We start from the raw sequence: 12719 nt of genomic DNA, 5'->3' as shown, positions 1-12719 counted from the left end.
TCCCCTTAAAATGTATTTTTTCTAAACCTATACGCTCCACGGTTTGTTTAAAGCATGTTGCAGCATTGTCATTTGAATAATGAGTTCATCCTTATTCCGTTCAATTTGCTTCACTTTTAACTGATTCGTGGCGACCTCCGCACCTGTGGCAAATCCACGTTCCCTTTTTTTACGAGATATGTCCAACACTTTAATAGCGTTCTGTAAATTACTTTGCATTTGTTCGTATTGTTCATCATTTTGCTGTAAGTTAAAGTAGATACTCTTTAGTGATTCTGCCAATTGGTCCTTGGTATTTTTGAGTCCACCTTCCGCCGAGTCTACATCAATCTGTTTAATTTCATAATCGTCCGTTCCCGAGTTCCATGTGTAATATTTAACTTCCATTTTTGCCAGCTTGACAGCCTCCTCCTGTCTCCATACCGAAGGACTCGACGAGATTGCACGCGTCACAAGCGTATCCAAATTCGTGTTATCCATTTTCCGGTAAGCGGGTCGATCAACCAGTTCATATACCGTACCTTGCGGTTGCCCCATTTGGGTGTTTAGCACCTCTAACGCTTTTTGCAGCGCAGATTTTGCAATCTCTACATTCTTTTCTGCTTCTAAACGAGTCTGAATAATGGTGCTTTGTTCACCTGGAGATATTTTCCCACGGTTCGCTTTCGCCTCAGCAGCTTTTTCCTCCAATAACGCAAGCGAAAGTGCATCCTCACTACTCTTCACTTTGTTGTCAGCCAAAAGTACGTCGTAATAGTCCTTCATTGTGGTGTAGTCTGTCTGATCTTGAGCAAGTTCGATTTGCTTCTTGGATTCCAAATAAGAAACCGTCGATGAGGCATACCCTTTCCAAGCAGAACTACTAGCCGCGTCCTCTTCACCGTTGCCTGCACCTGCTGGAATGAAATCCAGATTCTTACCTGCATTTTTCAGGTTAATCCGGTTACGCTCTATCGTTTGCTGGGCTTCTTTCAAACTAAAGCTATTAGACCGTGCCCATTGCTGGGCTTGACTCAATGTTAGTTTCACACTTGCATTGGAAGCCAATTGCTGCCCCTCTGCTTGAACAAAGGACCCTGAAAAAGAACTGGTTGATAAGGCCAACAACAATAAAATAAACACACTTTTTTTCATATATATCCCCCTCTTTCTAAGTTTATTAAGTCTAATAAATACGTTGTTATATGAATTTCAATTCTTCCTCTACACTACAATTTCTTTGTATGACTCCCCATCAAGGAAATCGTGATTGAGAGCTGCATCGTCTATAATCCGTGGAGATTCCAGAAAGGAGGAACCGCTCCTCCCCTTCTGCAACTTTTTTACACACAGCTTATCGTTCCTTATAACATCTTCAAATCCAATTGACGAAGGTACAGGAACCGTACAATAAGAAAGGAAAAGAATTGGATTGCCCAAAAGCACAGCATAATCTGAATAAGCGTAATGCGAAAGGGTACTACATATACTCCAGATGGTTCTGACATAACTAAACAAAGCACTATTCCTATGGATGATACGACTAATGGCAGAAGAAATAAGAAAGCAATTTGTCTGGATGCAGCTCGTCTCATTTCTCTTGAGTTTAGTCCGATTTTCGATAAAGCTCGGTATATTTCCTCATCCCGTTGAAGATCTACATACAATCTGAAATACAATAGACTTACAGTGCTTGCCAACATAATAATGGCGATAAATCCGCCAATAAATTCGCTAATATTCAGATCCATCTCCGATGTCAAATAATCCACTGCTCTAGAGTTAAGCACCCCTTTATTCACCTTGTGGGCCAACACGGAATACAACCATATCTCCTGTTGAGTTTCTGAAGTATCTAAAGAAAGTTGACCATTCTTCCATTTTGGCACAAAGTAGTAAACAGATTTGTATGCCAATGGATCATTGAAATACCGTTGTTCAATTAAATGGTCGTAAGTTCGATCTGGAACAACAAGTAACCGTCCTAGTTCAGAGATGATGTTTTCATCAGACTTTAAGTTATGGTCCAACTTCTGAGTATCCATAATCTGAATATTCATAATCTGAGATTTTCCTTGATTGTAAGTTAGCTTTTTTTCAAAAAAGGTTTTCTGTTCTTCTAAAGACATCCCGTTTGAATCAAAAATGAAAAAGCCTTGATGATCCCGAAGCGCTACTGCCTGTTTTAGCTCCTTAAACCTGGAAGCAAGAGCCTCATAATTGGATTGTTTCATCACTGGCGCGAGCTGTTCATGAAAGGGAAAGATCAATACTTCACCTTTCGAATAATCTACCCCAGCCGTATGAAGATTTTGGTCAATCCCTTTTTCAAGCTCTATAGAACTTACAACATCAGAAGTAAGTGCAAACGAATAAGATTGCTCCTTAAGAAATCTTTTTTGCTGCTGCATGGAGTCAAACGTTGACGCTGCTCCTACACAAGAAATGATAGAAATTAGGGTAATTAATGAAAACAGCCCGGCATTATTCCTGATTTTGTATGTGATCTCAGATAACCATAATAAGCGTATTCCGCTCCAAGACCATTTCCTGTTAGCTCTAAGCAATTGAATGAATAGTACACATAATTGAGTGTAAAATAAGTAAATACCAATAAATCCCATTACAATTGTATATTTAAATGTGTCTCCAACTGAATAGTGTAATATATAAAAAGAAAGAGTCCCCAAACGATACGGTGCCAGATAAATGTAGGGGGGAAAATCAATCCTCATCAAATATACAGCCGCTCCTATTAATACTATGGCAAGAAAGGACAGGCTCCATGAAGCTTTTAAATCCTTCTTCAGCTGTGAAACCTTGCTAAAAGGCTGCTGCAGCTTAAAATAGCGTATGAAGAAAACAGACACAAATGAGATCAATATAAACAAAAACATAAAGCCCACCACGGTGAAAGCCAGTGCTTTCCAAGGAAAATAAAACGTTAAATACATTCTTATGACATTGGATCCCAAAAGTAGAAAGAATTTCGCTGAAACAAATCCTCCGATAATCCCGGTAATTAAGGATAAAAAGCCTATAATTAGATTTTCATATACGACTAAAAAATAAATCTGCCTGTGATGTGTCCCTAAAATGGTCAGTATACCAAATTCTTTTTTCCGTGCAGCAACAAAAATATGGTTTGTGTATAATACGAAGAAAAAGGAAAACACAAAAATCAACAGATCAGCAACTTGTAATCCCTTTTTTACATTAGCTGCTGTGATTGCATCTGAGACATCCGGGTGAAAAATAAATATCGCATATACGAAAAAAATCGAAATCATCAATGAGCTGCTTACATAGTAAGGTACATAAGCACGCACATTGTGCTTGAGATTATTCCATGCTAACAGACGAAAGCTCATGCGCATGTCTACTTCCCCCCAAAAAGGAGAGTATATCTATAATTTCTTGAAAAAATAATTGCTGACTATGACTACGATGGATTTCATTATATAACTCACCATCTTTTATAAAAATAACCCGATCGCAATAACTGGCTTCCACGGCTCCGTGTGTTACCAGCACGATTGTGGAATGATCCACACGACTGATAAGCCCCAGCATTTCCATCACAACACGTGAAGACATGGAATCGAGATTTCCAGTGGGTTCATCTGCGAGCAAGAGTGAAGGAGAGTGAATAATAGCCCTGCCTACAGCTGCTCTTTGCTTTTGTCCTCCTGACACCTCATAAGGTCGTTTATCCAAAATATCAATAATATCCAGTTTCTTCGCTACCTCTTCCAGTTTGTGCTCCATTTCCTTTAATCCTTTTTTATTCAGCATCAGAGGAAACAATATGTTCTCTCCCAAAGTGAGAGTTTCCAGCAAATTATAGTCCTGAAATACAAATCCCAGCTCTTTGCGACGAAATAAAGCCAGCTTATCCTTCTTGAGCTGATGTGGATTTTCCCCTTTAATGCAAACCTCGCCAGAAGTCGGCATATCAATGGTTGAAATCATGTTTAATAATGTAGTCTTCCCACTACCAGACGGCCCCATAATGCCAACAAACTCGCCTTGTTTGATCGTTAAATGGATGTTGTTAAGGGCTCGGTAGGGAACCTTGCCATAGTATATTTTGGTGACTTGATCCATTCGTACAATCTCCATAATTCATTCCTTTCTTTTTCCTATGTCATGATCATAATCCATCCAGACAAGTGAAGCGATCGATTAACATTACAAAAACCTTAAATCTGTTGTAAGGTTTCTCATTTGCGAATTGGAAACAGAATTTGAACCGTCGTCCCTTCACCAACCGTCGATTTTAACTGAATGTTATGATTCAGTCTTTTGCAGATTTCAGACACCAAATAGAGACCCATCCCGGTTGATTCACGATACTTCCGCCCATTTTCACCTGTGTAATAAGCCTCAAATACCCGTTCTACGTCTTTTTTAGGGATACCAATCCCCTCATCCTGTACTTCCAACACAATGACATGATCTCTTACGTGAGACATCAGTTTCAGACTGTGGGCATGACCTGAAGAATACTTCACCGCATTGGTCACCAATTGGTTAATTATGAATCTTAGCCACTTGGCATCGGTTATCACACACAACTGCTCGTCCACTTCATTGGAAGGATAAATTTCGTTACGAATCAATAGTCTTTTGTTATCATAGATCACATCACTAACCAGTTTTCGTAATACAACAGGCTCCACATGAAAATCAGGTTCAAAGGATTCCAACCGTGACATATATAAAATCATGTCTAGTCCTTTTCCCATTCGATCAATTTCATCGTAAATCTGATCAGATTCAGGATCTATTTTTCCTTTGAGGATTAAATGAATAACAGCAAGTGGAGTTTTCATCTGGTGAACCCACTGATTGATAAATGTAATATGGTCACGCTGCTGATGCTCTAACTGATGAATTCGAGACTGATACAATCGGTAATATTGTAAAAGCAAATGTTGCAAAGAAGAGGCTAACGGATTAAGTACCTTCATCTGAATAAGCTCATCTAAATCTCTTAGGTTTGCAGTGGATAATATTCGATATAAACCAGAGTACAAGACATATCGGAAGAGCAAATAAACCAGCAATATGGAAGCCCCAAAAAAGACGGAATACAGGGCCGTCGACCAGTTACGGTAACCATCCAACCAATAGATACTTAACACAAGAAAAAGTTGGATGATATTAAAAATCACCAGCGAAAAATGGTCACGCCAAAAAAGCTTCACCGTTCATCCTCCTCAGTCAAGTGAAGCCGATAGCCAGCCCCTCTAACCGTCTCTATGATATCCCCCAGTCCCAGCTCGCTCAGCTTTTTACGGACACGAGTGACATAAACATTCAATGTGTTCTCGCCCACATATTGGTGATCATCCCATAAAGCCTCTAAGAGATGAACTCTACCCACAACCTGTTTAGGATACGTCATCAATAGCTCTAACAGTGCTGCTTCTTTCTGGCTAATTTCGACCTGCTTGTCATGGAACACAAGTTCCATAATATCGGGATATAGCGTCAAAGCTGACACTTTTAAGGAACGGGATTTTGGAGCAACGGTATAAGAACCATAGGCACGTCGCAGATTACTTTCTACTTTGGCTAACAGTACTTCGGGATAAAATGGTTTCGTAATGTAATCATCTGCTCCATTTTGCAAAGCAATGACCTGATCCATTTTATCATCGCGTGCAGACACAAAAAGGATGGGACATGTAGATTGAGTCCGTATTTGTCTACACCAATAAAATCCATCGAAACGAGGAAGATTCACATCAAGTAGTACCAAATCAGGCTCCACCTTTTGAAAGGCAACTAAAACTTGATCAAAATTTGAAACAATAACTCCTTGATAACCATATTTTTCAAGATAGGATTGGAGCAAGGAGCTGATTTGAGGGTCATCCTCTACTATTAATATCTTTTGCATTATGTTTTCTACCTTCTTAGTGCTTGAATTTTTAACAACTGATTTCTCTATAATGCCTTTATTTAATCATTCAAGCAATAACAACAATCTAATCCCCTTTGGTTGTAGATTTAGGAGGTTTTCGTGGTGGTGTATATAGAACCCCGGATAATATGCATGGTGCCAAATACCAGAGTGATTAACAATATAATTATAGTAACGACAACTATTACTGTTATAATGGTTTTTTTACGATTTTTTAATATTTCATTGAAACTTTGCTTTGGATCTTTCAATTCTGCTCACTTCTTTCCTTGCCTAGCTATTTACCAGCATAATTAGTTTCTACATAACGAACAACAGTTGAATCTTACAAAAACATTTCTTTGCTGTAAGGTTTCTGATTACCTACAGACCATCGTCGGATTGAACTAACGTATGTACATAACAAAACTGCCCGGGGATGAGAATCTTTTTCTGATTCTCAACCCCGAGCAGTTTATCCTTTCTATCCTTTTACAGCCGAACCTACCGTCATCGCCCGCTCCACTTGTTCACTCAAGAACAGATAGACGAGTACCATCGGTAAGGAAGCCATGGTCATAACAGCCCCCATGGCTCCCCAATCTGTGCTGTAAGAGCCTTGGAAGAAAAGCAAGCCGAGTGGCAATGTCTTCATATTTTCATCAGAAATTAGAATATAGGCCAAAGTGAACTCATTCCAGTTGTTCAAGAATTGAAAAATGGCCACCGTCGCAATTGCAGGCAATGCAAGTGGCATAATGATTTTCAGGAACAGTCTATAAATATTAGCTCCATCCATGCATGCCGCCTCTTCAATCTCCTTAGGAATTGCTATAAGAAACCCGTAAAAAATCATGGACGAGAAAGGAAGTCCAATTGCAATATAAGGAAGAATAAGAGCTCCATACGTATTGGTAAGATGAAAATCGCGAACCAGAATCGCCAGCGGTATCATGATAACCTGCAGTGGCATAAACATTCCTATGATCATATAAGTCCGAACGGCAGAACGAAACCTCCATCTCATACGAGCCACTGCGAAGGCAAACATCAGAGCCAGTAAAAGGATGAACAGAGTCGAAATCGTTGATACGACCAGACTGTTCAGAAAGTAACGGGGAATATTAAACTGCGTCCAGGCATTAATGTAATTTTCGTAACGAAAATGCGTCGGCAGTCCAAATGGATTAGAGACAAAGATCTCATCGTTGTTCTTGAACGAGTAGGAAACCATCCAGAACAACGGGTAGACCGAAACAATAAAATACAACCACAGCGGTATCTGCAGAACAGCTTGTCTGAACTTGCTCAAAGCGGTTTTACTCATTTCGTTCTCCTTTTCGATACACGCCTTATCAGGCGGTTTGTCCGCGGTCGAACAGCTTATTGATGACTACAGTTGCCAATAGTGAGATTAGTACAAGCAGCACGGATACAGCACATGCATACCCATAATTGCTTTCCATGAAAGCATAACGGTAAATCATGAATGTCATTGTATAGTTTGTAGTGCCGGGGCCACCATTTGTCATAATCAGCATCTGCACAAAGGCCCCAATTCCAGAGGTAATCGCAATAATAAAGCAGAATTTGTAAGTTTCCCTCATCAGAGGAAGTGTGACATGCCAGTGCGCTCTCCATTTGCTGCAGCCGTCAATCGTGGCGGCTTCAAAGTAGTCTTCGGGTACTGACTTAACTCCTGCATATAGCAGCGCGAATTGATACCCCATAAACTGCCAGGCATTAACGAAGGCAATGGCAATAATCGATGCTGTCGGGGAGCTTAGCCAATTTTGCTGATAAGGGATGTTCAAGAGATCAAACAGCCGGTTGATCAATCCGTTAGTTGGGTCATAGATTGCGATCCACAGCTGGCACACCACGGTTACCGATAAGACAACTGGGATAAAATAAGACGTTTTCAGTATTTTTCGCCCGCGTGTGCGCGGGTCCGCACAGATTAGCGCTAATAGTGTTCCCAGTCCGATCTGAAAGACCGCCAGTACAATAGCAAAGATTAATCCGTTCTTAAGCGAAGTAGCAAGTAGAGGATCGGAGAACAGTTCCCGATAATTACTCAGTCCCGAAAAGGTTAGCGTACTCAGGCCATCCCAATCATAAAAGCTGCGAAGAACGGTTTGCAGAACGGGATATATCAGTATCACACTGTACAGTATCAAAGCAGGGAGGAGAAACAGTGCGAGCGCCGATTTGTTCCCCAAATATTTATTCATGTCTTGCTTCCACCCCTTATCTTTGGAACAGCATCCCCCAGCGGCTTATGCCGCCAAGGGTTGCCAAATCCCTGAATTCTCAGTTTTCTTTTTCCAATGTGCTATTCAGATTGTTCACAAAATCCTGTTCAGAGAAATTGTCTACCATTAAATTTTGAGTATTGTCATTAATGGTGTTCTGAATTTTTGTATTGCTCAGAAGTTGAGCATATTCCTGCGCGTTTGGCAGCAACTCTTTGACGACTCGCTGCATCATTGCTGGGACATTAGAGGCCATTGGCTTATCCACTTTCTGCGAAACAATTGGACTTCCAAGTTGGGTGTATCTGTACTCGGCTGACTTTGTGGCAAGGAAGGCCGCTACCTTTACAGCTGTTTCCTTGTTCTTACTACTCGGTGATACTGCGTAACCTTGTGGTGAACCCGAGCCGTCTATGAAATATTTGGAATTCTCGTAGGTTGCTTCATCCTTTGCAGGCCAGTACATCCAGTCAACCTGGTCGCCCAGCTTTTCTTGTGAACTGTAAATTTCCCATTGTCCGTTCACGAACATAGCAGCCTTCCCTTGATAAAATAAGGACGATGCCTGATCATAATTGGTATTCGTGGCGTTGGCATCGAACAATCCGGCTCTCTGCAATTGCTTCATCTGCTGAGCCGCTGTTACAAATGCTTTCGGCAATGCTATTACACCTTTCTGATCAAGTGCTCCGAATCCATGTGGCTGCTCCCTTGTAACCAGTCCATTATAAAAAGCGGTCGTTATCCATTTTTCCTTGGCAAAGATTGACATAGGCACATAACCTGCGGCTTTCAACTTTTTCGCTGCATCGGCCATCTGGTCAATCGTCTTAAGCGGTGTTTTGATTCCGACCTTCTCAAAAATTGACTTGTTATAATAGATCATTTGGAATTCTATACCGGTTTCGGGATAAGCATATACATGATTGTCTGGAGCTACCAAACGCGATTCAACACCCGGGTTAAGATTCTTCTTGAATTCGGCCGTTGTGTCATAGTTGTCCAGCACCTCAACATTTTTCGACTTTGCGAAAGTTTGCAGAACTGACCAATCCGCTAAATAGATGTCTGGCATGTTTCCCGTTGCCGCATAGGTTTTCAGCTTCTGGCCTCCATCCTGCACGGCAGGATCCAGTTCAATCTCTACGTTTGGCATCTTCTTTTTGAGCTCTTCCACCGCATAATCGAACGGCTTTATGGTATCGTCATCAAAATGCTGCGCATACACCTTCAATTTGATCGTACCGTCCCCTGCCTCGCTCTTGGAAGAGGTCGAGTTATCTTCGCCACAAGCGACCAATCCAATAGACATGGTGAGCACTAGCAAAGCTGCACTCCAACTTCTGTAAGTTTTTTTCATGTGTTTAATCTCCCTCATGCAGTGTGTTTTATGATTACGCTTTCATTTGCATGACTACAGTATACTGCCGCTTCTTTTTTTGATTAAGGAATAAAACGGGCTTAATCAGTAAAAAACGGGACAAAAAGAGCTGCGGTTCTCCATATATAGGAAAACCGCTAGGCTTAAATCGATTTGTCCCGCCTCGTAGGAAAGGCGCTACCTTTTTTTGAGTTGCTCATATTCAGTCGGTGTCATGCCAAAGCGTTTCTTGAAGCATTTGCCGAAATAATTGGGGTCACTGTATCCAACACTTTCAGCGATTTCTGACAGCTTCCGATTTCCATACAGCAAAAGCTCCTTGGCCTTCTTCATCCGGATGTGTGTAATATGATCCACTATGGAGAAGCCAGACTCCTTGCGAAAAACGCGCCGGAGATAGCTGGGATCGACGAAAACTCCGCACGAAACCTGCTCAGCAGACAACTCTGTGTCTGCATAATGGTCCTCGATATAATTGATCGCCGCCGCAAACAAATTGGAAGCCTTCGTAGGACGCATATTCTCCATCAGCTGGATCAGCTTGCGGTATAGGGCGAGCATCCAACCTTCAGCAGCCTCCCAGGAATCCAACTCCCGCAGCCGGTCGTAAGGAGATTTGTTCCCTCCTTCATCCCATAGCCGATCATAAGGAATACCGCGCTCACTTGCAAAGGAAAGTGCTAGAGATACGATTCCCATAAGCATCGCATCCGCGTACTCATCCCCCCACTTGTATATACTAAGCTGCCGGATTGCCTTACGGACCTCCTCTAACGTTTCACTGTCTTTCATTCGGAGGTCTAGCACGACCGCATCACGCAGATGTCCCAAATCAGGCATACCTGCTCTACCGTGCAACGCTTCGCTACCATGCTTACCCCGCTCGGTACTTTCGCTCTCCTGTGGAAACACCGGTAGTTTCGGCTTAATACGTTCCAACATCGAGAGCATTTCTTCTGCATTGAACGGCTTCAACAAATAATCCTGTACTCCGGTTCGAACCGCCTTCTGTAGGTATTCAAATTCGTTATGTCCGGATATGAATACAATAACGATGCGTTCGAACTTGACTTTCAACCTCTCGGCTAATTCAATTCCGTCAATAAAAGGCATATTGATATCTACGAGGGCGAGATGCGGCTGATGCCGCTCGGCTTCCTGAAGTGCTTCCTGGCCGTTCCTTGCTTCGCAGCAAACCCGAAAGCCATGACTTTCCCAATCTATCTTAATACGCAGAAAGTCTCGGAACAGCGGTTCATCATCGACAATCATCACTTTATACATCTTGGTGTTCACTCCCCTTTGGCAGCATCGGCAGCAATAGGTCAACAGTTGTTCCCTCCGTGAGCACACTTTGCACGGATATCCCATACTCTTCGCCAAAATAGAGGCTCAGTCGTTGCTGAACACTGTAGGTACCGATTGATCGTATTCCTTCTTTCGATAAATGTCTGGACATGATAGTCTGAACTTGGAATTCATCCATCCCCACACCGTTGTCCTGCACCCGAACGACCACCTTATCGCCCTGTTTAAAGGCAAAAATACGGATAAAACCTTTTGTTTCTTTCTTCTTAAGACCATGATAAATCGAATTCTCGACAAGCGGCTGAAGCGAGAGCTTCGGGATCGGTGTACCTGCAAGCTCGGGAGGGATATCTACTTCATAGCGAAACACATCGGGATAACGGATTTGCAGAATCGTCAGGTAATCATCAGTAATCTGAGCTTCCTTTTCTAAAGTGATTAATTCCCGTCCCTTGTTCAGCACCATTCGATAAAAATCTGCCAGCGCTTTTGTAGTATCTCTAGCCTCCTCATTACGATCTAACTCATTGAGTGCATAAATGGTATCCAAAGTGTTGTACAGAAAATGCGGTTTAATTTGGGCACTTATCAGTGCAAGTTCATATTCACGCTTACGGTTCTGTTCCTGCCTTACCTCATCCAGCAGCTCCCGAACTCGTCTTATCATAAAATTAAACGCTTCAGCAATGGTACCGATCTCATCCTCTGTGCGGACTGTTGTAACCGATTGCAAGTCACCGGTTACAACAGTCCGCATGGCCCTAGTTAGTTGTTCGAGAGGGCTAACGACCATTTTAGATAGAAAGCTAGCGCCCAGCCAGGAAAAAATAAGGCATATCACGCCGATTAAGAGCGACAGTCTAACATTTTGCCGGACATCAGCCGTAAGCAGGCTAAGAGAAACAATATTGACCAACTTCCAATCCATCCGGTTATAATCCGTAACCGTTACCAGATTGCCCTCATACTCGAATGAGCACGTTCCATGGGATGCATTAGGTGTACAACGTTGGATGGCCTCAGCCAGCTGTGGATTCACCGGATTCATCAGCATCTCATTGTCTTCTGCCACAGCCACACGCATTTCGTTATCTAAAAAATAATAAGATTTGGGCGCATCTGGATCGCTGGAACGAAAGTAATCGGACAAACCTTCTTCCTTCACTAACAGAAAAAGCGTTCCATAGGGTTCGCCGGTGTCTATATTAATGACCATCTTCCCCATCGTCAAAACGGGAGAGTTCGGATCTGGTGTTAGGAAATCCCTCTTCTCCATATCAAACCAGAGGGCCTGTCCATAACTTTCGGATTCCCTTATCCGCTTAAGCATGCTATAGATCTTGCGATCATCCCCGCTTTCGGTATAAGAGGCGAAAATCCTCCCTTCATTATCAATGAATACAGCGGCATCCACCTCACGAAAGATTGACAAATCAATGGATAGGCGGCTCTGCATCAAATTTCTAAACTGAATAGGCTCCATGGCAGGATCAGGTTTGGCACCGTATGAATCATACATCCGGTTAATATTCGTGACCATAATATTGGCCGCCGTTTCCACACTCCTGAATATATAATCGGTCCTAGACAAGATGAGCTGAGACTCATCGACCACATTGCTGGTGGTTCGATCTATCAAAGAACGGCTGAAAAGTTGGTTTGACAATAGTCCAAGAATAAGCAGAGAAATAATAATTAGCGGAAGAAATACCGTTATAACCTTGCTTTTAAAGCGAAGTCGACCGAACCACTTACGAGCTAGTGACAAAATATTCAACTAGGACCCCTCCGTCATCAAGAGAATATTCATCATGTTAACACAAACAATCTCTACAGTAGTAGTTCAAAAATAAAGTTAAAAAAATTCAACCGTTCTTCTTGAAAG

The 12719-nt window shown here is 42.1% G+C and carries 10 protein-coding genes; all 10 read right to left on the bottom strand.

Annotated features, from left to right (window positions below):
• Positions 1-27: 27 nt before the first annotated feature.
• The 10 genes from ACWGXJ_RS12315 to ACWGXJ_RS12270 all read right to left on the bottom strand — a co-directional run bounded on the left by ACWGXJ_RS12315 (position 28) and on the right by ACWGXJ_RS12270 (position 12611).
• Positions 28-1134 carry a TolC family protein gene (locus tag ACWGXJ_RS12315; protein WP_452566848.1) on the bottom strand — a complete coding sequence of 369 codons (1107 nt, stop codon included), beginning with the start codon at positions 1132-1134 and terminating at the stop codon, positions 28-30.
• A 209-nt stretch (positions 1135-1343) separates the two neighbouring features.
• Positions 1344-3356, bottom strand: coding sequence for an ABC transporter permease (locus ACWGXJ_RS12310; RefSeq protein ID WP_452566847.1), 2013 nt, complete (start codon positions 3354-3356; stop codon positions 1344-1346).
• Entirely contained in the window at positions 3322-4101 is a 780-nt protein-coding gene (locus ACWGXJ_RS12305; RefSeq protein ID WP_254329833.1) for an ABC transporter ATP-binding protein, read from the bottom strand. The genes ACWGXJ_RS12310 and ACWGXJ_RS12305 overlap by 35 nt, the downstream gene beginning before the upstream one ends.
• Before the next feature lie 101 nt (positions 4102-4202).
• Complete coding sequence (locus ACWGXJ_RS12300) at positions 4203-5189, bottom strand: sensor histidine kinase (RefSeq protein WP_348622351.1); 987 nt, start codon at positions 5187-5189, stop codon at positions 4203-4205.
• Positions 5186-5887, bottom strand: coding sequence for a response regulator transcription factor (locus ACWGXJ_RS12295; protein ID WP_452566846.1), 702 nt, complete (start codon positions 5885-5887; stop codon positions 5186-5188). Before ACWGXJ_RS12295 ends, ACWGXJ_RS12300 begins: the two co-directional genes overlap by 4 nt.
• Positions 5888-6374: 487 nt before the next feature.
• Positions 6375-7217 carry a carbohydrate ABC transporter permease gene (locus tag ACWGXJ_RS12290; protein WP_061830975.1) on the bottom strand — a complete coding sequence of 281 codons (843 nt, stop codon included), beginning with the start codon at positions 7215-7217 and terminating at the stop codon, positions 6375-6377.
• Positions 7218-7245: 28 nt separating this feature from the next.
• Entirely contained in the window at positions 7246-8124 is an 879-nt protein-coding gene (locus tag ACWGXJ_RS12285) for a carbohydrate ABC transporter permease (protein WP_061830977.1), read from the bottom strand.
• Between the two features lie 79 nt (positions 8125-8203).
• Positions 8204-9505 carry an ABC transporter substrate-binding protein gene (locus ACWGXJ_RS12280; protein WP_069291915.1) on the bottom strand — a complete coding sequence of 434 codons (1302 nt, stop codon included), beginning with the start codon at positions 9503-9505 and terminating at the stop codon, positions 8204-8206.
• A gap of 198 nt (positions 9506-9703) precedes the next feature.
• Positions 9704-10810: a response regulator transcription factor gene (locus ACWGXJ_RS12275; protein WP_452566845.1), complete on the bottom strand. Its 1107-nt coding sequence runs from the start codon at positions 10808-10810 to the stop codon at positions 9704-9706.
• Positions 10803-12611, bottom strand: a complete 1809-nt coding sequence (locus ACWGXJ_RS12270; protein ID WP_452566844.1) for a cache domain-containing sensor histidine kinase — start codon at positions 12609-12611, stop codon at positions 10803-10805. The genes ACWGXJ_RS12275 and ACWGXJ_RS12270 overlap by 8 nt, the downstream gene beginning before the upstream one ends.
• Positions 12612-12719: the final 108 nt, after the last annotated feature.

The sequence above is a fragment of the Paenibacillus sp. S33 genome (assembly GCF_053615415.1).
This window is presented reverse-complemented; position numbering and strand designations above follow the sequence as displayed.

Excerpts from the sequence above, each read along its gene's own strand:
- ACWGXJ_RS12295 (WP_452566846.1), bottom strand. The coding sequence starts at position 5,887 with ATGCAAAAGATATTAATAGTAGAGGATGACCCTCAAATCAGCTCCTTG.
- ACWGXJ_RS12310 (WP_452566847.1), bottom strand. The coding sequence starts at position 3,356 with ATGCGCATGAGCTTTCGTCTGTTAGCATGGAATAATCTCAAGCACAAT.
- ACWGXJ_RS12285 (WP_061830977.1), bottom strand. The coding sequence starts at position 8,124 with ATGAATAAATATTTGGGGAACAAATCGGCGCTCGCACTGTTTCTCCTC.
- ACWGXJ_RS12315 (WP_452566848.1), bottom strand. The coding sequence starts at position 1,134 with ATGAAAAAAAGTGTGTTTATTTTATTGTTGTTGGCCTTATCAACCAGT.
- ACWGXJ_RS12290 (WP_061830975.1), bottom strand. The coding sequence starts at position 7,217 with ATGAGTAAAACCGCTTTGAGCAAGTTCAGACAAGCTGTTCTGCAGATA.
- ACWGXJ_RS12305 (WP_254329833.1), bottom strand. The coding sequence starts at position 4,101 with ATGGAGATTGTACGAATGGATCAAGTCACCAAAATATACTATGGCAAG.
- ACWGXJ_RS12275 (WP_452566845.1), bottom strand. The coding sequence starts at position 10,810 with ATGTATAAAGTGATGATTGTCGATGATGAACCGCTGTTCCGAGACTTT.
- ACWGXJ_RS12280 (WP_069291915.1), bottom strand. The coding sequence starts at position 9,505 with ATGAAAAAAACTTACAGAAGTTGGAGTGCAGCTTTGCTAGTGCTCACC.